At 59.5% G+C, this 21,107-nt stretch carries 15 protein-coding genes; 10 read left to right on the forward strand and 5 right to left on the reverse strand.

What is annotated here, in order from left to right; translation table 11 throughout:
- Nucleotides 1-232 precede the first annotated feature (232 nt).
- Nucleotides 233-442 (forward strand): cold-shock protein, encoded by a 210-nt coding sequence (locus tag ACA074_RS13215; protein ID WP_489879808.1) that lies wholly within the window; start codon nucleotides 233-235, stop codon nucleotides 440-442.
- A 117-nt stretch (nucleotides 443-559) separates the two neighbouring features.
- Here ACA074_RS13215 and ACA074_RS13220 read toward each other — a convergent pair whose 3' ends face one another.
- On the reverse strand, nucleotides 560-985 hold the full coding sequence (locus ACA074_RS13220) for a YciI family protein (RefSeq protein WP_497679218.1): 426 nt from the start codon (nucleotides 983-985) through the stop codon (nucleotides 560-562).
- A 247-nt stretch (nucleotides 986-1,232) separates the two neighbouring features.
- Between ACA074_RS13220 and tpx the strand changes: the two genes are divergently transcribed.
- The 7 genes from tpx (at nucleotide 1,233) to ACA074_RS13255 (ending at nucleotide 14,255) form a co-directional block, all read left to right on the forward strand.
- Complete coding sequence (gene tpx, locus ACA074_RS13225) at nucleotides 1,233-1,733, forward strand: thiol peroxidase (protein WP_187678297.1); 501 nt, start codon at nucleotides 1,233-1,235, stop codon at nucleotides 1,731-1,733.
- A 190-nt stretch (nucleotides 1,734-1,923) separates the two neighbouring features.
- Nucleotides 1,924-3,231: an MdtA/MuxA family multidrug efflux RND transporter periplasmic adaptor subunit gene (locus tag ACA074_RS13230; RefSeq protein ID WP_401265030.1), complete on the forward strand. Its 1,308-nt coding sequence runs from the start codon at nucleotides 1,924-1,926 to the stop codon at nucleotides 3,229-3,231.
- Nucleotides 3,228-6,329, forward strand: a complete 3,102-nt coding sequence (locus ACA074_RS13235; protein WP_497679219.1) for an MdtB/MuxB family multidrug efflux RND transporter permease subunit — start codon at nucleotides 3,228-3,230, stop codon at nucleotides 6,327-6,329. Before ACA074_RS13230 ends, ACA074_RS13235 begins: the two co-directional genes overlap by 4 nt.
- A 136-nt stretch (nucleotides 6,330-6,465) precedes the next feature.
- Nucleotides 6,466-9,573, forward strand: a complete 3,108-nt coding sequence (locus tag ACA074_RS13240) for an efflux RND transporter permease subunit (RefSeq protein WP_401265036.1) — start codon at nucleotides 6,466-6,468, stop codon at nucleotides 9,571-9,573.
- On the forward strand, nucleotides 9,570-11,039 hold the full coding sequence (locus tag ACA074_RS13245; protein ID WP_497679220.1) for an efflux transporter outer membrane subunit: 1,470 nt from the start codon (nucleotides 9,570-9,572) through the stop codon (nucleotides 11,037-11,039). The genes ACA074_RS13240 and ACA074_RS13245 overlap by 4 nt, the downstream gene beginning before the upstream one ends.
- A 219-nt stretch (nucleotides 11,040-11,258) precedes the next feature.
- The gene (locus ACA074_RS13250) at nucleotides 11,259-13,340 is read left to right on the forward strand and encodes a putative bifunctional diguanylate cyclase/phosphodiesterase (protein WP_489879812.1); all 2,082 of its coding nucleotides are present in this window, start codon (nucleotides 11,259-11,261) and stop codon (nucleotides 13,338-13,340) included.
- A gap of 168 nt (nucleotides 13,341-13,508) precedes the next feature.
- On the forward strand, nucleotides 13,509-14,255 hold the full coding sequence (locus ACA074_RS13255) for an SDR family oxidoreductase (protein WP_401265044.1): 747 nt from the start codon (nucleotides 13,509-13,511) through the stop codon (nucleotides 14,253-14,255).
- A 96-nt stretch (nucleotides 14,256-14,351) separates the two neighbouring features.
- On the opposite strand, the gene mapR is transcribed toward ACA074_RS13255, so the two are convergent.
- The 3 genes from mapR to ACA074_RS13270 form a co-directional block, all read right to left on the reverse strand.
- On the reverse strand, nucleotides 14,352-15,761 hold the full coding sequence (mapR, locus tag ACA074_RS13260) for a GntR family transcriptional regulator MpaR (RefSeq protein ID WP_008087199.1): 1,410 nt from the start codon (nucleotides 15,759-15,761) through the stop codon (nucleotides 14,352-14,354).
- Between the two features lie 218 nt (nucleotides 15,762-15,979).
- Entirely contained in the window at nucleotides 15,980-17,422 is a 1,443-nt protein-coding gene (gene ccoG, locus ACA074_RS13265) for a cytochrome c oxidase accessory protein CcoG (protein ID WP_497659458.1), read from the reverse strand.
- Between the two features lie 195 nt (nucleotides 17,423-17,617).
- Nucleotides 17,618-17,851, reverse strand: a complete 234-nt coding sequence (locus ACA074_RS13270; protein WP_497679221.1) for a DUF3203 family protein — start codon at nucleotides 17,849-17,851, stop codon at nucleotides 17,618-17,620.
- Between the two features lie 123 nt (nucleotides 17,852-17,974).
- On the opposite strand from ACA074_RS13270, the gene ACA074_RS13275 reads away from it, so the two are divergent.
- Nucleotides 17,975-18,487 (forward strand): MgtC/SapB family protein, encoded by a 513-nt coding sequence (locus ACA074_RS13275; RefSeq protein ID WP_497659459.1) that lies wholly within the window; start codon nucleotides 17,975-17,977, stop codon nucleotides 18,485-18,487.
- A 114-nt stretch (nucleotides 18,488-18,601) separates the two neighbouring features.
- On the opposite strand, the gene ACA074_RS13280 is transcribed toward ACA074_RS13275, so the two are convergent.
- Entirely contained in the window at nucleotides 18,602-18,760 is a 159-nt protein-coding gene (locus ACA074_RS13280) for a hypothetical protein (RefSeq protein WP_497679222.1), read from the reverse strand.
- 218 nt (nucleotides 18,761-18,978) lie between these two features.
- Between ACA074_RS13280 and ACA074_RS13285 the strand changes: the two genes are divergently transcribed.
- Nucleotides 18,979-20,976 (forward strand): alpha-1,4-glucan--maltose-1-phosphate maltosyltransferase, encoded by a 1,998-nt coding sequence (locus ACA074_RS13285; RefSeq protein ID WP_187678308.1) that lies wholly within the window; start codon nucleotides 18,979-18,981, stop codon nucleotides 20,974-20,976.
- Nucleotides 20,977-21,107 lie beyond the last annotated feature (131 nt).

The raw sequence follows: 21,107 nt of genomic DNA on the forward strand, positions 1-21,107 counted from the left end.
TGCCGGCACGCCTGTGCCGCTGATAAGAAATCCTGTTTTTACCAAAGCCTTCAGGACACCTTCGATTGAAGCTAGCAGCTAATCGGGGCTTGGCCAGCGCAGGGCGGGTGGGGCTGTAGATATTTACACCCTGTCAGGTTTGACAGTTGTCGGGGTGAGGGGATGGGGGTTTGATGGTTGGGTGCTGCGCAAAATTATCGGCTTGCGCGTAAATGGGAGAAGGGAGGCAATCATGGCAACTGGAACAGTGAAGTGGTTTAACGAAACGAAGGGGTTTGGCTTTATTCAGCCCGACGATGGCAGTTCAGATGTGTTCGTTCATTTTTCCGCACTTGAGCGGTCAGAGTTGAAAACTCTTAATGAAGGTCAAAAAATTTCATATGACATGACAAAAGATAAACGTTCGGGCGCATTATCCGCCGATAACATCAAGGCAGTTTAAACATTCAAATGCAGGAGCTGCCGCAGGCTGCGATTCTTTGTCTTCGAAAGCAAAATAAAAAGATCGCAGCCTCGTTCCACTCGACAGCGCCTACAGTTAAGCGCGTTTCAGCTGCGCTCAGGGCTTCTTGGCCTGCTCGCGAACGCGTTCCTCCTGCTCCCGCAGTTCAGGGGTGAGTTCGGCGCCGAAATCCTCGGCGGTGAATATCTGGCGAATCTCGATATCAGAGTCGGTGCCCGGCATGGGATTGGGGCAACGCTTGACCCATTCGATGGCTTCTTCTTTCGACTTCACGTCCCAGATCCAGTAACCGGCCACCAGCTCTTTGGTTTCGATGAAGGGGCCGTCGATTACCGTGCGTTTATCACCCGAGAATTGCACGCGGGCGCCTTTGCTGCTCGGGTGCAGGCCGTCTGCCGCGACCAGGATGCCGGCCCTGGCCAGTTCTTCGTTGAAATTGCCCATGGCGGTAAGCAGTTCTTCGCTGGGCATGATGCCGGCCTCGGAATCGGCGCTGGCTTTTACGAGGATCATGAATCGCATAGTGGTAACTCCGTGGAGTGTGGGGGATTCACTGCTTAGTCGAATGGGCACATCACGAATCGACAGGGACTCTAAATAAATGATGCAGACCCGAAGTCCGCGAAGATCCCGCAGGACTTGCAGTTGTATGCAGTTTTGCGTTTCGGCACATGACAATTTCGGTCAAAGCATAGGTTGTCGAACAATTTCGTGGTTAACTTCGGCCCTTGCGTGATTTTCTAAAACAACGTTCAGAAGGACTCAAGTCATGGCTCAAGTCACCCTTAAAGGCAATCCGGTTCAAGTCAACGGCCAGTTGCCACAAGCCGGTTCCAAGGCGCCAGCCTTTTCTCTGGTTGCCGGCAATCTGTCCGACGTCACCCTGAAAGACTTTGCCGGCAAGCGCAAAGTGCTGAACATCTTCCCAAGCGTCGACACCCCGACCTGCGCGACCTCCGTGCGTAAGTTCAACGCTCAGGCCAACGACATCAGCAACACCGTGGTGCTGTGCATTTCGGCTGACCTGCCGTTCGCTCAGGCGCGTTTCTGCGGCGCCGAAGGTCTGGACAACGTACAGAACCTGTCGACCCTGCGCGGTGCCGAGTTCATCGAGAACTACGGCGTGGCCATTGCTGACGGCCCGCTGAAAGGCCTGACCGCCCGTGCCGTGGTGGTGCTGGACGAAAACGACAATGTCCTGCACAGCGAATTGGTCAAGGAAATCGCTGAAGAGCCTGATTACGAAGCGGCACTTGCCGTCTTGAAGTAAGTGTTCTGAAACAAGCGCTTTACAGTTGTTAACGGCCTGGCCCTGTCCAGGCCGTTTTCATTTGTGTATCAGTGTTTTGCCTCACACACCTTGAAACGTAAGTTGAAGGTAAATAGCCGGTAAAGCTGCTTTGCTTAATCCCCATCAGTGCTTATCGTTCAGCCTCCCGTAAAAGAAGCCCACGCGCCCAATGGTTAATCACTCCATGCAATCGTCCCCACGCAACTCCCGTCGCTGGCTGATCAGCCTGCTTGTCTTGTTGGTTATCGCCGTTCTGTGCTGGAAGTTCTGGCCTGCCGGTTCAGCCCAGAAAGAGGGCGCCGACAAGGCAGCGGCCGGGCATGCCGGGCGTTCGGGGATGATGCGACCGGGCTTCGGTGGCGGCACCGGGCCGATTCCGGTGCGGGTGGCGCCGGCCGTCACGGGGGACTTCCCGCTGTATTACAAGGCGCTGGGCACCGTGACCGCACTCAACACCATCAACGTGCGCAGCCGGGTGGGTGGTGAGCTGGTCAAGATCAATTTCGAAGAGGGGCAGATGGTCAAGGCTGGCGACTTGCTGGCAGAGATCGATCCGCGCCCGTACCAGAACGCCTTGCTTCAAGCTGAAGGCACCTTGTTGCAGAATCAGGCGCAACTGAAAAACGCACAGGTCGATGTCGAGCGTTATCGCGGGTTGTACAAGGAAGACAGCATCGCCAAACAGACTCTGGACACCGCCGAAGCGCTGGTCGGCCAGTATCTGGGCACGGTCAAGACCAATCAGGCGGCGGTCAACGACGCCAAGCTCAATCTCGAATTCACCAGGATCCGCGCGCCGATTGCCGGTCGCGTCGGTCTGCGTCAGGTCGACGTGGGCAACCTTGTAACGGCCAATGACACCACGTTCATCGCGGTGATCACCCAGACCCAGCCGATCAGCGTTGCATTTACCCTGCCGGAAAACAGCCTCGAAACCGTGCTCGCCCGCTATCGCAGCGGCGCCAAACTGCCGGCCGAAGCCTGGGATCGTGGCGACAGCAAACTGCAAGCGACCGGTGTGCTGCAAAGTCTCGACAACCAGATCGATGTGGCCACCGGCACATTGAAATTCAAGGCGCGTTACGAAAACCGCGATCAGTCGCTGTTCCCCAATCAGTTCGTCAACGTACACCTGCTGGCCGACACCCTCAAAGGCGTGGTGCTGGCACCGTCCGCCGCCATTCAGTTCGGCACCAACGGCACTTTTGTCTACGCGCTTGAAGGCGACAAGAAAGTCACCATCCGCCCGTTGAAGATCGGCGCCAGTGACGGCGAGAACACTGTAATCACCGAGGGCTTGGCCGCCGGCGATCGCGTGGTGCTGGAAGGCACCGACCGCCTCAAGGAAGGCAGCGAAGTGGAAGTGGTCAACGACAGCAACCAGGTGCCAACCACGCCGACCGAACACCTGCAAGGCAAGTCCGCCGCCACCCCGACTGACGCCGCTGTCACCGACAAGGCCAAGAAGGGCGCATGAACATTTCGCGGCTGTTCATCCTCCGTCCGGTAGCCACCACCCTGAGCATGCTGGCCATTATCCTGGCCGGCCTGATCGCTTATCGCTTATTGCCAGTGTCGGCGTTGCCTCAGGTTGATTACCCGACCATCCGCGTCATGACCCTGTATCCCGGTGCCAGCCCGGACGTGATGACCAGCGCCGTGACCGCGCCGCTTGAGCGCCAGTTCGGGCAGATGCCGGGCCTGACGCAAATGGCCTCGACCAGTTCCGGCGGTGCTTCGGTACTGACCCTGCGGTTCAGCCTCGACATCAACATGGACGTCGCCGAGCAACAGGTGCAAGCCGCGATCAACGCCGCGACCAATCTGTTGCCGACCGATTTGCCGGCGCCGCCGGTGTACAACAAGGTCAACCCGGCGGACACCCCGGTGCTGACCTTGGCCATCACTTCGAAAACCATGCTCCTGCCCAAGCTCAATGATCTGGTCGATACGCGCATGGCGCAGAAAATCGCCCAGATCAGTGGCGTCGGCATGGTCAGCATTGCCGGCGGCCAGCGTCAGGCGGTGCGGATCAAGGTCAACCCGGAGGCCCTGGCCGCCAACAGCCTGAACCTGTCGGATGTGCGCACGCTGATCAGCGCCTCCAACGTCAACCAGCCGAAGGGTAACTTCGACGGCCCGACGCGGGTGTCGATGCTCGACGCCAACGATCAGCTGACGTCGCCCAAGGACTACGCCAACCTGATCCTCGCCTACAAGAATGGCGCACCGCTGCGGCTCAAGGATGTCGCGGAGATCGTCGACGGTGCCGAGAACGAACGCCTCGCCGCGTGGGCCAACCAGAATCAGGCGGTTTTGCTCAACATTCAGCGTCAACCTGGCGCCAACGTGATTGAAGTGGTCGACCGGATCAAGGCCTTGCTGCCGAGCATCACCGACAACCTGCCGGCCGGTCTTGATGTCACCGTGCTGACCGACCGCACCCAGACCATTCGTGCCTCGGTCACCGACGTGCAGCACGAGTTGCTGATCGCCATCGCGCTAGTAGTGATGGTGACGTTCCTGTTCCTGCGCCGTTTCAGCGCGACGATCATTCCTTCCGTGGCGGTGCCGCTGTCGCTGATCGGCACCTTCGGCGTGATGTACCTCGCCGGGTTCTCGGTCAACAACCTGACCCTGATGGCGTTGACCATCGCCACCGGTTTTGTGGTCGACGATGCCATCGTGATGCTGGAAAACATCTCGCGCTTCATCGAGGAGGGCGACAGTCCGATGCAAGCGGCGCTCAAGGGCGCCAGACAGATCGGCTTCACCCTGATTTCCCTGACCCTGTCGCTGATTGCGGTGCTGATCCCGCTGCTGTTCATGGCCGATGTGGTCGGGCGCCTGTTCCGCGAATTCGCCATTACGCTGGCAGTGGCGATCCTGATTTCCCTCGTGGTGTCGCTGACCCTGACGCCAATGATGTGCGCGCGTCTGCTCAAGCGCGAACCCGAAGAGCACGAACAGGGCCGTTTCTACCGGGCCAGCGGCGCGTGCATCGACTGGATGATTGCCAAATATGGTCGCGGTTTGCAGTGGGTGCTCAAGCATCAGCCGCTGACCCTGCTGGTGGCCATTGGCACACTGGCGCTGACCGTGTTCCTTTATATGGTTGTGCCAAAAGGCTTCTTCCCGGTGCAGGACACTGGGGTGATTCAGGGCATTTCCGAAGCGCCGCAGTCGATTTCCTTCGCCGCCATGGGCGAGCGTCAGCAGGCGTTGGCCAAGGTCATTCTTGAAGACCCGGCAGTGCAAAGCCTGTCGTCCTACATCGGTGTCGATGGTGACAACGCCACGCTTAACAGCGGCCGTCTGCTGATCAATCTCAAGCCCCATGGCGAGCGTGATCTCAGCGCCACCGAGGTGATCGCGAGACTGCAACCGCAACTGGACAAACTGGTCGGCATTCGTCTGTACATGCAACCGGTGCAGGACCTGACCATCGAAGACCGCGTCAGCCGTACTCAATACCAGTTCAGCATGTCGTCGCCGGATTCAGAACTGCTCAGCCAGTGGAGCGGGCGGTTGGTCGAAGCGCTGGCACAGCGCCCGGAACTGACCGACGTCGCCAGTGATTTGCAGGACAAGGGCTTGCAGGTGTATCTGGTGATCGACCGCGATGCGGCCTCGCGCCTCGGCGTTTCGGTGGCGAACATCACCGATGCGTTGTACGACGCCTTCGGTCAGCGGCAGATTTCAACCATCTACACCCAGGCCAGCCAGTACCGCGTGGTGCTGCAGGCGCAGGCGGGGGAAAGAATCGGCCCGCAGGCGCTGGATCAGATTCACGTCAAGACCACTGACGGCGCGCAGGTGCGCCTGTCGAGTCTGGCCCGTGTCGAGGAGCGTCAGGCGCAACTGGCGATCACTCATATCGGTCAGTTCCCGGCGGTGATGATGTCGTTCAACCTCGCACCGGGCGTGGCGCTGGGGCATGCGGTGGACGTCATCGAACAAGTGCAGAAAGACATCGGCATGCCGGTCGGCGTGCAGACCCAGTTCCAGGGCGCGGCCGAAGCTTTTCAAGCGTCGCTGTCGAGCACCTTGCTGCTGATTCTGGCGGCGGTGGTGACCATGTACATCGTGCTCGGCGTGCTTTACGAGAGCTACATCCACCCGATCACCATTCTCTCGACTCTGCCATCGGCGGCGGTTGGCGCGTTGCTGGCATTGCTGCTCAGCGGCAATGACCTGGGCATGATCGCGATCATCGGCATCATTCTCTTGATCGGTATCGTCAAGAAAAACGCGATCATGATGATCGACTTCGCCCTCGACGCTGAACGCAACCAGGGCATGGAGCCGGAGGAGGCGATCTATCAAGCGGCCCTGCTGCGTTTCCGGCCGATCCTGATGACCACGTTGGCCGCGCTGTTCGGCGCGGTGCCATTGATGCTGGCCACCGGTTCCGGGGCTGAGTTGCGTCAGCCGCTGGGCCTGGTGATGGTTGGCGGGTTGTTGATGAGTCAGGTGTTGACACTGTTCACCACGCCGGTGATTTACCTGTACTTCGACCGTTTGGGCCGTCGCTTTGGCAAAACCAATGCCGACACCGAAGAGGTGGTGGTATGACGCAGCGCAAAACCTGTAGGCGTGAGCCTGCTCGCGATGAGGCCGGCACCTGCAACATCCATGCGAACACATACACCGCTATCGCGAGCAGGCTCACTCCTCCAGGGGAGTGGTGTGAATTCGGAGATTGCGGTCAATGAACCTCTCCGGTCCTTTCATCAAGCGCCCGGTTGCCACCATGCTCCTGAGCCTGGCGATCATGCTGCTGGGCGGTGTCAGCTTCGGTCTGCTGCCGGTTTCGCCGTTGCCGCAGATGGACTTCCCGGTGATCGTCGTGCAGGCGAGCCTGCCCGGCGCCAGCCCGGAGGTCATGGCCTCCACGGTGGCCACGCCGCTGGAGCGTTCGTTCGGTGCCATTGCCGGCGTCAACACCATGAGCAGCCGCTCCAGTCAGGGTTCAACCCGGGTCATTCTGCAATTCGACCTCGACCGTGACATCAACGGCGCGGCGCGGGAAGTGCAGGCGGCGATCAACGCTTCGCGCAACCTGCTGCCGAGCGGGATGCGCAGCATGCCGACCTACAAGAAGGTCAACCCGTCGCAGGCGCCAATCATGGTGCTGTCGTTGACTTCGGATGTGCTGGAAAAAGGTCAGCTCTACGACTTGGCGTCGACCATCCTGTCGCAGAGTCTGTCGCAGGTGCAGGGTGTCGGTGAGGTGCAGATCGGCGGCAGTTCGTTGCCGGCCGTGCGTATCGAACTCGAACCGCAGGCTCTGAACCAGTACGGCGTGGCGCTCGATGATGTGCGCAAGACCATCGCCGATGCCAACGTGCGCCGGCCCAAGGGCTCGGTCGAGGACGGCCAGCGCTTGTGGCAGATCCAGGCCAACGACCAGTTGGAGAAAGCCAAGGATTATGAATCGCTGATCATCCATTACGCCGACGGTGCCGCGTTGCGCCTGAAGGACGTGGCCAAGGTCAGCGACGGCGTCGAAGACCGCTACAACAGCGGTTTCTTCAACGACGACGCGGCGGTGCTGCTGGTGATCAACCGCCAGGCCGGGGCCAACATTATCGAGACGGTCAACGAGATCAAGGCGCAACTGCCCGCGCTGCAAGCGGTGCTGCCGGCCAGCGTGAAGCTGAATCTGGCGATGGACCGTTCGCCGGTGATCAAGGCAACGTTGCACGAAGCCGAGATGACCCTGTTGATCGCCGTGGCACTGGTAATTCTGGTGGTGTTCCTGTTTCTCGGTAACTTCCGCGCCTCGCTGATTCCGACATTGGCGGTGCCGGTGTCGCTGGTCGGTACCTTCGCGGTGATGTACCTCTATGGCTTCTCACTGAACAACCTGTCACTGATGGCGCTGATTCTCGCCACCGGTCTGGTGGTGGACGACGCCATCGTGGTACTGGAGAACATTTCGCGGCACATCGACGAAGGCGTCAAACCGATGCAGGCCGCGTATCTGGGGGCCAAGGAAGTCGGGTTTACCTTGTTATCGATGAACGTCTCGCTGGTCGCGGTGTTCCTGTCGATTCTGTTTATGGGCGGGATTGTCGAGAGTTTGTTCCGCGAATTCTCCATCACGCTGGCTGCGGCCATTGTGGTCTCGCTGGTGGTTTCGCTGACGCTGACGCCGATGCTCTGCGCCCGCTGGCTCAAGCCGCATACGCCGGGGCAGGAAAACCGTCTGCAACGCTGGAGTCGCAAGACCAACGACTGGATGGTGGCCAAGTACGCCACCAGCCTCGACTGGGTGCTGCGTCACCGCCGCCTGACGTTGCTCAGCCTGTTCATCACCGTTGGCGTCAACGTCGCGCTCTATGTGGTGGTGCCGAAGACTTTCATGCCGCAGCAGGATACCGGCCAGTTGATCGGTTTCGTGCGCGGTGACGACGGCCTGTCGTTCAGCGTGATGCAGCCGAAAATGGAAACCTTCCGCCGCGCCGTGCTCAAGGACGAGGCGGTGGAAAGCGTCGCCGGGTTCATCGGCGGTACCAACGGCACCAACAACGCCTTCATGCTGGTACGGCTGAAGCCGATCAAGGACCGCCAGTTGTCGGCACAGAAAGTCATCGAGCGCCTGCGCAAGGAAATGCCTAAGGTGGCCGGCGCACAATTGATGCTGATGGCCGACCAGGATCTGCAGTTTGGCGGTGGTCGCGAGCAGACCACTTCGCAGTACAGCTACATTCTGCAAAGCGGTGATCTTGGCGAGTTGCGTGAGTGGTACCCGAAAGTGGTCGCCGCGTTGCGGGCGTTGCCAGAGTTGACGGCCATTGATGCCCGTGAAGGCAAAGGCGCGCAGCAGGTGACTTTGATTGTCGACCGCGATCAGGCCAAGCGCCTGGGGGTGGACATGAGCATGGTGACTGCGGTGCTGAACAACGCTTACAGCCAGCGGCAGATTTCGACGATCTACGACAGTCTGAACCAGTACCAAGTGGTGATGGAGGTCAATCCGAAATACGCCCAGGATCCGATTACCCTCAAGCAAGTCCAAGTGATCACCGCCGACGGCGCACGGATTCCGCTATCGACCATCGCTCACTATGAGAGCAGCCTGGAGGACGATCGCGTCAGCCACGAAGGCCAGTTCGCCTCGGAAGATATTTCTTTCGACATGGCTGAAGGCGTGACGGTAGAGCAGGGCAGTGCCGCCATCGAGCGGGCGATTGCCAAGCTCGGCTTGCCGGAAGACGTGATCGCGAAAATGGCCGGTACTGCCGATGCGTTCGCCGCGACCCAGAAGAGCCAGCCGTTCATGATCCTCGGCGCGCTGTTGGCGGTGTATCTGGTGTTGGGCGTGCTGTATGAAAGTTACATTCACCCCCTGACGATTCTGTCGACGCTGCCGTCGGCCGGTGTCGGCGCATTGCTGTCGATCTATGCATTGGGCGGCGAATTCAGCCTGATCTCGTTGCTCGGGCTGTTCCTGCTGATCGGCGTGGTGAAGAAAAACGCGATCCTGATGATCGACCTCGCACTGCAACTGGAACGGCATCAGGGCATGTCGCCGCTGGAATCGATCCGCAGTGCCTGCCTGCAACGTCTGCGCCCCATTCTGATGACCACATTGGCGGCCATCCTCGGTGCCTTGCCGTTGCTGCTCAGCCGGGCGGAAGGCGCGGAAATGCGCCAGCCATTGGGCCTGACCATCATCGGCGGACTGGTTTTCAGCCAGGTGCTGACGCTTTACACCACCCCGGTGGTCTACCTCTATCTCGACAAGCTTCGCCATCGTTTCAACAAATGGCGTGGCGTGCGTACTGACGCTGCTCTGGAAACTCCGCTATGACTGACCGTTCGCTTTTCAATCTGGCCACTGTTCGCGGCTTGCGTCTGTTGAGCCTGTCGCTGTGCGTGGCAATGCTCAGTGCCTGCGCCGTCGGCCCGGACTACCAGCGCCCGCAGACGGCTGAAATTCCTCAATACAAGGAAGCTGAAGGCTGGCGTCAAGCCAACCCGAGCGATTCGCTGGCGCGTGGCGCGTGGTGGGAGTTGTATGGCGATCAGCAACTCAACGGGCTGATCGAAAAACTCAACAGCTCCAACCAGACCGTCGCCCAGTCGGAAGCCCAGTTTCGACAGGCGCAGGCCCTCGTCCGCAGTGCGCGCGGGGCGTTCTACCCAAGCGTCGACCTGAGCGTGGGCAAAACCCGCTCCAGCCAAGGTACCGGCAGCAGCAGTTCGAGTTTGAGCAGTTCTTCCAGCGGCATTCGCGACACCTACAGCGCGGAGTTGGGCGTGAGTTGGGAAGCCGATGTCTGGGGCAAGTTGCGTCGCGGTCTTGAGGCCGATCAGGCCAGCGCGCAGGCGAGTTTCGCCGATCTGGCCGCGATGCGTTTGAGTCAGCAATCGGAGCTGGTGCAGAACTACCTGCAACTGCGGGTGATCGATCAGCAGAAGCGTCTGCTCGAAGCGACGGTTGCGGCGTATGAGCGCTCGCTGAAAATGACCCAGAACCAATACCGCGCGGGTGTTTCCGGGCGTGACGCGGTGGCGCAGGCGCAGACGCAACTGAAAAGCACCCAGGCTGATCTGGTCGATCTGATCTGGCAGCGCGCGCAATTCGAGAATGCCATTGCCGTGCTGACCGGTCAGGCGCCAGCGGACTTCAATCTCGCCGAAACCCAGACCATCCCGAACCTGCCGCAGGTGCCGTTGAGCCTGCCGTCGCAGTTGCTGGAGCGCCGTCCGGACATCGCCTCGGCCGAGCGCTCGGTGATCGCCGCCAACGCCAATATCGGCGTGGCCAAAGCGGCGTACTACCCTGATCTGTCCCTGAGCCTGAGCGGCGGTTACAGCAGCAGTACCTCACAAAACCTGATCAGTTTGCCTAACCGCTTCTGGTCCGTCGGACCAAAACTGGCCTTGCCGCTGTTCGACGGCGGTATCCGTTCGGCGGAAGTTGACCGCACTGAAGCGGTGTACGACCAGACGGTCGCCAAGTACCGGCAGACCGTGCTCGACGGTTTCCGCGAAGTGGAAAACTATCTGGTGCAACTCAAGGTGTATGAGGACGAAGCGGCGGTACGCCAGGAAGCCCTCGATGCTGCCCGCGACTCACTGCGCCTGACGGAAAACCAGTACAAGGCCGGGCTGATTGCCTACATCGACGTGGTCGTGGTGCAAGCCACTGCGTTGAGTAATGAGCGCAGTGTGTTGACTATTCTGCAGAACCGTTTGATTGCCAGTGTGCAATTGATTGCCGCGCTGGGCGGCGGTTGGGATGGCCAGCTCGACGTGAGTGACAACCGCTAAGGCAACGCGAGCGCAAAAACTGTGGGAGCGAGTTGTCGTCAGCTCTGTCGCTGGATCGTTCCGGTTCAGAGCATTGTCGGGCCATCAAACAAGCGTTTCATCGGACTGATGGCAATTTGATTACTTAGTCAGTGCGTTCTGCTGTGCAATCAGTACAATCGCCGCATTTGCCCGACCGAGAATGGACGCGATCCGGTTTGGGTAGTCGTGAGAATCCGCATGCTCATCGGTAGTTATTCCTCCACCCTGGTTTTCATTTCGTTGTGTGTAGCGATCCTCGCGTCCTACACCGCCCTCGACCTTACCGGACGCATTGCAACAGCCAAGGGCCGTGCCGTGCATTTCTGGACAGCCGGGGGCGCGTTCGCCATGGGTGTGGGTGTCTGGTCGATGCACTTCATCGGCATGCTCGCCTTCAAGTTGCCGATCTCTCTGGGCTACGACATCACGCTCACCGCGCTGTCGCTGTTGATCGCGGTACTGTCCTGCGGTTTTGCCTTGTGGCTGGTCAGTCAGCCGAAATTGCCGATTTTGCAGTTGGCTTTTGGCTCGCTGATCATGGGCGCCGGTATCAGTGCCATGCATTACACCGGCATGGCGGCGATGCGCATGACGCCCGGGATCGATTACGACCCGACGCTGTTTGGCGCCTCGTTACTGATTGCCATCGGTGCCTCGGCTGCGGCGTTGTGGATTGCTTTTCGCCTGCGCCAGCATTCGCCCTATGTACGCCTGATTCGCGCCGGGGCTGCGGTGATCATGGGCATCGCCATTGTCGGCATGCATTACACCGGCATGGCCGCTGCGCAATTTCCTGACGGCAGTTTCTGCGGCGCTGCGCTCAATGGTCTGAAGGGCAATGGTCTGGACAGCCTGGTGCTGATCACCACGCTAGCGGTGCTGACGATTGCCTTGTTGACCTCAATCCTCGATGCACGGCTTGAAGCGCGCACCGCCGATCTGGCGCACTCGTTGACGGTGGCCAACCGCGAACTCACGCAACTGGCGCTGCACGACACCCTGACCGGTTTGCCAAACCGCATGCTGCTCGACGACCGGATCAATCAGGCAATCAAGAAAGTCCAAGAGCAGGGCGGCTGTTTTGCCTTGATGTTCATTGATCTGGATGGCTTCAAACCAGTCAATGATGCTTTTGGCCATCACATGGGCGATCAACTGCTGCGCGAAGTCGGTGTGCGCTTGCGCGAAGATTTGCGCAGCCTCGACACGCTGGCACGCATCGGCGGCGATGAGTTTGTGTTGCTGGTGCGCCTGGCCGAGCCCGATGATGCATTGGGATTGGCTGCACGCCAGGTCAGCCTGATCGCGCAGCCGTTCCGCGTGGCCGAACATGACTTGCAGATATCCGCCAGCGTCGGCATTGCCCTGTATCCGGGCAATGGCCAGAACGCCCCGGAACTACTGATGAACGCCGACGCGGCGATGTATCACGCCAAGGGTGGCGGCAAGAACGGTTACAGCTTCTTCGATGCGTCGATGAACACCAACGCACGCAAACAGCTGCAACTGTTGCAGGACTTGCGTGCGGCACTGGAGCACAGCCAGTTCAGCCTGCATTACCAACCCAAGTTCGACGCCGCCAGCGGTCATCCGGTGGGCGCCGAAGCGTTGTTGCGCTGGCAACATCCGGTCCACGGCATGCTGATGCCGGACAAGTTTATCGATATGGCGGAGAAAACCGGCCTGATCATTCCAATCGGCGAGTGGGTGCTCAACGAAGCCTGCCGGCAGATGCGCGAGTGGTACGTGCTCGGCTACACCGACTGGCGTATCGCGGTGAACCTCTCGGCGTTGCAGTTCTGCCATGCCGGATTGGTCCGAAGTGTTGCCAAAGCCTTGGCTACGCACCATTTACCTGCGAATAGCCTGACCCTGGAAATCACCGAAACCACGGCAATGAGCGATGCCGATGCAAGCATGACGGTGTTGCAGGAGTTATCGGACATGGGTGTCGACCTGTCCATTGATGACTTCGGTACCGGTTATTCGAGCCTCATGTACCTCAAGCGTTTGCCGGCCAATGAGCTGAAGATCGACCGTGGGTTTGTGCGGGATCTGGAGCATGACAGTGACGATGCGGCCATCGTGTCGGCGATTGTTGCGTTGGGGCAGGCGCTGGGGCTGCGGATTGTGGCTGAAGGCGTGGAAACGGGTTCGCAGCAGGATTTCCTGACGCAATTGGGCTGTGATTCGCTGCAAGGGTATCTGCTGGGGTATCCGAAGCCGGCAGACAAGTTCATGCAGGACATTGTCAGTGCACAGCGCCTGCCGACAGTCTGATAAACCGCGCCATCAAGCTCGCTCCCACATTTGAAATGCAATCCCCTGTGGGAGCGAGCTTGCTCGCGAAAGCGTCGGCCCAGCCAAAAACAGACCTCATGCAAAACCCGCCAATGGCGGTTATTCTTCCCCCCGACTGTTACGTGTGCATTCAGGGGAAAGGCCAGCATGGATAAAGTCATTGTGATCACCGGTGGCGGGCGCGGGATTGGCGCCGCTACGGCGCTGTTGGCCGCCGAGCAGGGCTATCGCATCTGCATCAACTACCAGTCAGACGAACAGGCCGCGCAAAGTGTGCTGGAGCAAGTCCGCGCGTTGGGCGCACAGGCCATCGCAGTACGCGCCGACGTCAGCATCGAAGACGAAGTGATCGCACTGTTTCAGCGGGTCGACACCGAGTTAGGGCGAGTCACCGCATTGGTGAACAACGCCGGCACTGTCGGGCAAAAGTCGCGAGTCGATGAGATGTCCGAATTCCGCATCTTGAAAATCATGAAAACCAATGTCCTGGCGCCTATCCTGTGCGCCAAGCACGCGATCCTGCGCATGTCGCCCAAGCATGGCGGGCAGGGCGGCAGTATCGTCAACGTGTCGTCGGTGGCATCGCGCCTGGGTTCGCCGAACGAGTATGTCGATTACGCCGCCTCCAAAGGCGCGCTCGACACGTTCACCATCGGTTTGTCCAAGGAAGTGGCGGGCGAGGGGATTCGCGTGAATGCGGTGCGTCCGGGTTACATCTACACCGATTTCCACGCCCTGAGTGGCGATCCTGATCGGGTCAGCAAGCTTGAGTCGGCGATTCCGATGGCACGTGGCGGCCGGCCGGATGAAGTGGCGGAGGCGATTATATGGTTGTTGTCGGACAAGGCTTCCTATGCCACCGGGACGTTTGTTGATCTGGGTGGTGGGCGGTAAAAGAAGCAAGATCAAAAGATCGCAGCCTGCGGCAGCTCCTACACAGGATTAGGCGTTTCCCTGTAGGAGCTGCCGAAGGCTGCGATCTTTCTGCTGTCAGAACGACCGCACAATCCGCCCCAACGTCTCCATCGCCTTTTCCGAATCCTCGGTCCACGGGCTGCCGTAGTTCAAGCGAATACAGTTGCGGAACCGCTGAGTCGGCGAAAAGATCGGCCCTGGCGCAATGCTGATGCCCTGCGCCAGCGCCATCTGAAACAGCTTCAACGAATCCATCTGCGGTGGCAGTTCCAGCCACAAGAAGTAGCCGCCCGCCGGTTGGCTGACCCGCGTCTGCGCCGGGAAATAACGGGCAATCGCCGCGAGCATCGCACTTTGCTGTTCTTCCAGCGCATAACGCAATTTGCGCAGATGCCGATCGTAGCCGCCGTGTTGCAGGTAGTCGGCAATCGCCGCTTGCGCCGGCATCGAGGCGCACAGCGAGGTCATCAGTTTCAGTCGTTCGATTTTCTGCGCGTAACGCCCGGCGGCGACCCAGCCGATGCGATAGCCGGGGGCCAGACTTTTGGCGAATGAGCCGCAATGCATCACCAACCCCTCGGTGTCGAAGGCCTTGGCCGGTTTCGGCGCTTGCTGGCCGTAATAGAGTTCGGCGTAGACATCGTCTTCAATCAGCGGCACCTGATGGCGGCGCAGCAGTTCGACCAGTTCCTGCTTCTTGGCCTCGGGCATGGTCGCGCCCATCGGGTTCTGAAAACTGGTCATGCACCAGCAGGCCTTGATCGGGTGGCGCTCGAGTGTCTGGGCGAGTACGCCGAGGTCGATGCCATCGCGCGGATGCACGGGGATTTCCACCGCTTTGAGTTTCAGCCGTTCCAGCACTTGCAGGCTGGCGTAGAACGCCGGGGCTTCGATGGCGACCAGATCGCCCGGTTCGGTTACGGCTTGCAGGCACAGGTTCAGCGCTTCGAGGGCGCCATTGGTGATCAGCAGTTCTTCCATCGGCAGCATCAGCCCGCCGACCATATAGCGCAGGGCGATCTGCCGGCGCAGTTGCGGGTTGCCCGGCGACATGTCGGTGACCACCATGCGCGGGTCCATCTCCCGAGCGGCGCTGGCCAGCGAGCGAGACAGGCGTTGCAGCGGGAACAGGGTCGGGCTGGGGAACGCCGAACCGAACGGTACGGTGCTGGGATCCTTGATCGATTCCAGGACCGAGAACACCAGTTCGCTGACGTCAACCTCAGTCGAATCGTTTACGTGGCTACTGATCACCGGCTCCGAGAACGGGCTCGGCGCGTGGGTGTTGACGAAGTAGCCAGAGCGCGGGCGCGCTCGGATCAGGCCGCGGCGTTCCAGCAAGTAATAAGCCTGGAACACCGTGGACGGGCTGACGCCGTAAGTCTGGCTGGCGTAGCGCACCGAGGGCACGCGCTGGCCGGGGCCAAGGACGCCGGAGCGGATCAGTTCAGCGATGTCGTCGGCGAATTTTTCGTAGCGTTTCATCGAGGAGCCTTGGTGCTTGTTGATTGTGTGGGGTGTCAGGGAACTGCCCCTCACCCTAGCCCTCTCCCAAAGGGAGAGGGGACTGACCGTGGTGTTCTTTCGCTATACATCGACCTGAGATATCGAGTCGAACTCGGTTTTGAAAGCAACCGAGATCTGCTCCCTTTCCCCCTCTCCCTCGGGAGAGGGCTGGGGTGAGGGGAAACGATTCTAACGGCTCAGCGATTCATCGGCGCCACAAACCTGCTCTTCGCCACGCTGTAAACCTCAGGCTCATCGCTGTCGGCAATCTTGAAGCTCAAGGTCTGCGAGCTGCTGCTCGGCCGATCTGTGGTCATCGCCACCGACACCGGCACATCGACAATCTCACCCGGTGCCAGGCTCAGTTCGGTCTTGCCTTGCAACTGGAAGCCGTCGCCGTCCACCAGAGTCAGGTTGTAGTTCTGGCGCTGCTGGGTCTTGTTGATGACTTTCAGCGAATAGATGTTTTCGATCTGGCCCTGACCGTTTTCACGGAACAGCCCGCGATCCTTGGTCACGTCCAGCGACACCATGGGACGTTCGATCAGGGCCAGGGCCAGCGCGCCGATCATTACCAGCAACACCGCAACGTAACCAATCAGCCGTGGCCGCAGCAGATGAGTCTTGCCACCCTGCAATTCGCGCTCGGAACTGTAGCGGATCAAACCGCGTGGGTAGTTCATCTTGTCCATGATCGAATCACAGGCGTCGATGCACGCCGCGCAACCAATGCACTCCATCTGCAAACCGTCGCGGATGTCGATGCCGGTCGGGCACACCTGCACGCACAACTGGCAGTCGATGCAATCGCCCAGCCCGGCCTCAACCGGTTTCAGATCACGCTTGCGCGGGCCACGGTTTTCGCCGCGGGCCACGTCGTAGGCAATCGTCAGGGTGTCCTTGTCGAACATCACGCTCTGGAACCGCGCATATGGACACATGTGCATGCACACCGCTTCACGCAGCCAACCGGCATTGATGTAGGTGGCGGCGGTGAAGAAAAGCACCCAGAACAGGCTGACCCCGCCGATTTGCAGAGTCAGCAGTTCTTCGGCCAGTGGCCGGATCGGGGTGAAGTAGCCGACGAAGGTCAAACCGGTGAGCACGCTGATCGCCAGCCATAGCGTGTGTTTGGCGGCGCGGCGCGCGAGTTTGTTCAGGCTCCAGGGCGCCGCTTGCAGTTTGATTCGCTGGTTGCGCTCGCCTTCGGTGATCTTCTCGCACCACATAAAAATCCACGTCCACGAACTCTGCGGGCAGGTGTACCCGCACCAGACGCGCCCGGCGAACACGGTGATGGCGAACAGGCCGAACGCGGCAATGATCAACAAGGCCGAGAGCAGGATGAAATCCTGTGGCCAAAAGGTCGCACCGAAGATGTGGAATTTGCTTTCCGACAGATCCCACAACACGGCCTGACGACCGCCCCAGTTCAACCACACCGTGCCGAAGAACAGCAAAAACAGAAACCCCGCGCCGCTGATGCGCAGGCTACGAAACAGGCCGGTGAAGCTGCGGGTGTGGATCTGATTGTCGCTGGATTTGGCCGTCGCCTTCATTGGGCGTGCGGGCACCTTCTTTATATGAGGAGCTATCGTTGGCGTTGCTTCTACGGTTCGGACGGGGATTTGTTCGCTCATGGTCGTTCGCTCATCAGCCTCCATCAGGCCGATGCACTATGAGCGCCGATCTGTTTGCATAACAGGCTCAGCTATTTGAATAAAAAGCGGATCAGATGGTATCGGGCTCAGACCCTGCGACAACTTGAAGCAGCCCGCAGACACGGGCGCAAACGCCTATCCCAGACGTTTGCGTGGGGTGCTGATCAGGGTCAATCAAATCATCGAACCACTCTTGTCGGCCTTCAAGTGTTTACGTCCATCCTTGGCGCCTGCGAGGGTCAAGGCGTCGGCTTCTTCTTCGGTGATGTAAATGCGCTTGCCTTCGATTTCCACGGCCGACATTGATTGTTTACTGTCGGTGATCACTGTCACGTCCTCACACAAGCGGATCTGCTCGCCGTTTTCAACGGTGAAAAAGCAGGTCTGGTTTTCAATTCGAACGGTCATGGTGGCTGTCCTTTTTTCAGGGGTGTCTGAAACGTTAGGGCGCACGCTTCGCCGATCGTTCTGCGCAACTGATTAATGGTCGCCGCTGTCCATCTTCTATAAGCCTCTTGGAAGGACTGCAGGATGAACGCGTGGTGGCATGAAGTGTGGGTAACCCTGCAAGCGGAATTTGCCGACATCGGCGATGCCTCGCAACTGACGCGGATTACCGTGCGCCTGTTGATGGCGGCGGTGCTGGGCGGGATTCTCGGGTTTGAGCGCGAACACAAGGGCAAGGCAGCCGGAGTGCGCACCCATATGCTGGTGGCACTGGGGGCGGCGCTGTTTGTGCTGGTGCCGCAGACTTCGGGAGCCGAGTCGGACGCGATGAGTCGGGTGTTGCAGGGGGTGATTGCCGGGGTTGGTTTCCTTTGCGCCGGCACCATTCTGAAAAACCAGGAAGGCGATCAAGGCCACGTCAAAGGCCTGACCACTGCCGCCGGGCTGTGGATGACCGCCGCAATCGGGGTGGCTGCCGGGTTGGGCAGGGAGGCGACGGCGTTGCTCAGTACGATACTGGCGTTGGGGATTTTCAACTTGATGCCTCGGGTGGTGAGCTTGTTCGAAAAGGACGAACAGAAAAACGATCACCTCTAGCTGGCCAAAGTCCCCTGTAGGAGCTGCCGAAGGCTGCGATCCTTTGACTTTGATTGTTAAAAACAAGATCAAAAGATCGCAGCCTTCGGCAGCTCCTACAGGAGTATTGCGTGGTTAGACGATGACTGGTGGCATGGTCGTCGGTGGCTCTTCCTTCGGTGGCGGCGTGGTGCCGGGCGGTTCCTGCTCGGGAATCGGTTGAGGTTCGGTCTCGGGAATCGTCGGGTTGTCGATGTTCGGATCAGGGGTTTCAGCCGGGATCGGGATGTTCATCAAATAGACCTCCGTGTGGCACATGGCGTGAGAAGTGCTTAAGTGAGTTGACCACCTCTCGGCGAATTCGATCCGCTTTTTCACCCAGGCAAATTTCGCTGAACTTTTCCCGGCGCCGGCTGCTCGGAACCTAAGTGAGTTCATTGCGGGGCAGGCGCTTCGTTGCGAAAACTGATCCGCTACAAGAGCGTCCTTTGGGCGTTAAGGAGAGATGCTCAATGACTGCTGAAAAACCCTCAGAGCTGAGCTACAACCCCCACATGCCGCTGTCTCAGGCATTGTTGTTACCACGCATTGTCATCGAAAACACCATGCCGACCCTCGATGGCGGCCAGTTCGCCGTGAAGTCGATTGCCGGACGCGACGTGGTCGTCACCAGCAAGGTATTTGCCGACGGCCACGACAAACTGGCGGTACGCATTCGCTGGCGTGAGGAGGGTGAAGACACCTGGCAAAGCGAGGTCATGGCCGATCAGGGCAATAACGGCTGGAAAGGTCAGTTCCGCCCTGAGCATCAGGGGCGTTTTCTTTACTGCATCGAAGCGTGGATCGATCATTTCGCCAGTTTCCAGTACGAACTGGAGAAGAAACACACCGCCGCCGTGCCCGTCTCGCTGGAACTGCAAGAAGGCCGAACCATGGTGCAACAGGCCGCCGAGCGCAGCGAAGGTCAGCTCAGCGAACAACTCGCCGCCCTGCATCACGAACTGTCCGGCCTGCTCGAAACCGAGCAGGTGGCGCTGTTTCTGCACTCGCGCAGTGCGCAATTGATGGCCCAGGCCGATCACCGCGCTTATCTGAGCGTGAGCCCCGAGTTCCCCATGGACGTCGAACGTGAGCTGGCTGAATTCGCCAGCTGGTACGAACTGTTTCCGCGCTCGATCACCGACGATCCCAACCGTCACGGCACCTTTAACGACGTGCATTCGCGGTTGCCAATGATTCAGGACATGGGTTTCGACGTGTTGTACTTCACGCCGATCCACCCGATCGGCCGCGCCCACCGCAAGGGTCGCAATAATTCCCTCACCGCAGGTCCCGATGATCCGGGCAGTCCTTATGCCATCGGTAGCGAGGAGGGCGGCCACGAGGCGATTCACTCGCAACTCGGTACTCGCGAAGACTTCCGCCGTTTGGTGGCTGCCGCCGCCGACCATGGTTTGGAAATCGCCCTCGATTTCGCCATCCAGTGTTCTCAGGATCATCCGTGGCTCAAGCAGCATCCCGGCTGGTTCAACTGGCGCCCCGACGGCACGATCAAATACGCCGAGAACCCGCCGAAGAAATATCAGGACATCGTCAATGTCGATTTCTATGCGCCGGACGCGATCCCGAGCCTGTGGGTCGAGCTGCGTGACATTGTTGTCGGCTGGGTCGAAGAGGGCGTGAAGATTTTTCGCGTCGATAATCCGCACACCAAGCCGCTGCCGTTCTGGCAATGGCTGATTGCCGATGTGCGGGCGCTGCATCCGGAAGTGATCTTCCTCGCCGAAGCGTTCACCACGCCGGCGATGATGGCGCGTCTCGGCAAGGTCGGTTACACGCAGAGCTACACCTATTTCACCTGGCGCAATACCAAATCGGAACTGGCCGCGTATTTCACCGAACTCAACGAGTCGCCGTGGCGTGAATGCTACCGACCGAATTTCTTCGTCAATACGCCGGACATCAACCCGGCGTTCCTGCATGAGTCCGGGCGCGCGGGTTTTCTCATTCGCGCGGCGCTGGCGACCATGGGGTCGGGCCTGTGGGGCATGTATTCCGGTTATGAACTGTGCGAAGCGGCGCCGGTGCCGGGCAAGGAGGAATACCTCGATTCGGAGAAATACGAGATTCGCGTCCGCGATTTCACCGCGCCCGGCAACATCATTGCCGAGATCGCCCAACTCAACCGCATCCGTCGACAGAACCCTGCGTTGCACACGCATCTGGGCCTGACGATCTACAACGCCTGGAACGACAATATTCTGTATTTCGGCAAGCGCAGCGCGGATGGCAGCAACTTCATTCTGGTGGCGGTGAACCTTGATCCGCATAACGTGCAGGAAGCGAATTTCGAACTGCCGTTGTGGGAAATGGGCCTGCCCGATGACGCGACTACTCACGGTGAGGATTTGATGAGCGGGCATCGCTGGGACTGGCACGGCAAGTATCAGTTCATGCGTATTGATCCGGGTCATCAACCGTTCGGGATCTGGCGGATCACCGCCGCCTGAAGCTGACTATCAAAATCTGTGGTTAGAAATGAATTCACTGTGGCGAGGGGATTTATCGAAACGTCGCACCGCCCCGCTGGGCTGCGAAGCGGCCCCGCTGTTTCCCATTTAAACCGAGTTGCGCGATTTTA

It is taken from the genome of Pseudomonas sp. LBUM1655 (assembly GCF_059716085.1).

What these genes read in the sequence shown, in the direction of transcription:
- ACA074_RS13215 (WP_489879808.1), top strand. Translation starts at nt 233, where the DNA reads ATGGCAACTGGAACAGTGAAGTGGTTTAACGAAACGAAGGGGTTTGGC.
- ACA074_RS13220 (WP_497679218.1), bottom strand. Translation starts at nt 985, where the DNA reads ATGCGATTCATGATCCTCGTAAAAGCCAGCGCCGATTCCGAGGCCGGC.
- tpx (WP_187678297.1), top strand. Translation starts at nt 1,233, where the DNA reads ATGGCTCAAGTCACCCTTAAAGGCAATCCGGTTCAAGTCAACGGCCAG.
- ACA074_RS13230 (WP_401265030.1), top strand. Translation starts at nt 1,924, where the DNA reads ATGGTTAATCACTCCATGCAATCGTCCCCACGCAACTCCCGTCGCTGG.
- ACA074_RS13235 (WP_497679219.1), top strand. Translation starts at nt 3,228, where the DNA reads ATGAACATTTCGCGGCTGTTCATCCTCCGTCCGGTAGCCACCACCCTG.
- ACA074_RS13240 (WP_401265036.1), top strand. Translation starts at nt 6,466, where the DNA reads ATGAACCTCTCCGGTCCTTTCATCAAGCGCCCGGTTGCCACCATGCTC.
- ACA074_RS13245 (WP_497679220.1), top strand. Translation starts at nt 9,570, where the DNA reads ATGACTGACCGTTCGCTTTTCAATCTGGCCACTGTTCGCGGCTTGCGT.
- ACA074_RS13250 (WP_489879812.1), top strand. Translation starts at nt 11,259, where the DNA reads ATGCTCATCGGTAGTTATTCCTCCACCCTGGTTTTCATTTCGTTGTGT.
- ACA074_RS13255 (WP_401265044.1), top strand. Translation starts at nt 13,509, where the DNA reads ATGGATAAAGTCATTGTGATCACCGGTGGCGGGCGCGGGATTGGCGCC.
- mapR (WP_008087199.1), bottom strand. Translation starts at nt 15,761, where the DNA reads ATGAAACGCTACGAAAAATTCGCCGACGACATCGCTGAACTGATCCGC.
- ccoG (WP_497659458.1), bottom strand. Translation starts at nt 17,422, where the DNA reads ATGAGCGAACAAATCCCCGTCCGAACCGTAGAAGCAACGCCAACGATA.
- ACA074_RS13270 (WP_497679221.1), bottom strand. Translation starts at nt 17,851, where the DNA reads ATGACCGTTCGAATTGAAAACCAGACCTGCTTTTTCACCGTTGAAAAC.
- ACA074_RS13275 (WP_497659459.1), top strand. Translation starts at nt 17,975, where the DNA reads ATGAACGCGTGGTGGCATGAAGTGTGGGTAACCCTGCAAGCGGAATTT.
- ACA074_RS13280 (WP_497679222.1), bottom strand. Translation starts at nt 18,760, where the DNA reads ATGAACATCCCGATCCCGGCTGAAACCCCTGATCCGAACATCGACAAC.
- ACA074_RS13285 (WP_187678308.1), top strand. Translation starts at nt 18,979, where the DNA reads ATGACTGCTGAAAAACCCTCAGAGCTGAGCTACAACCCCCACATGCCG.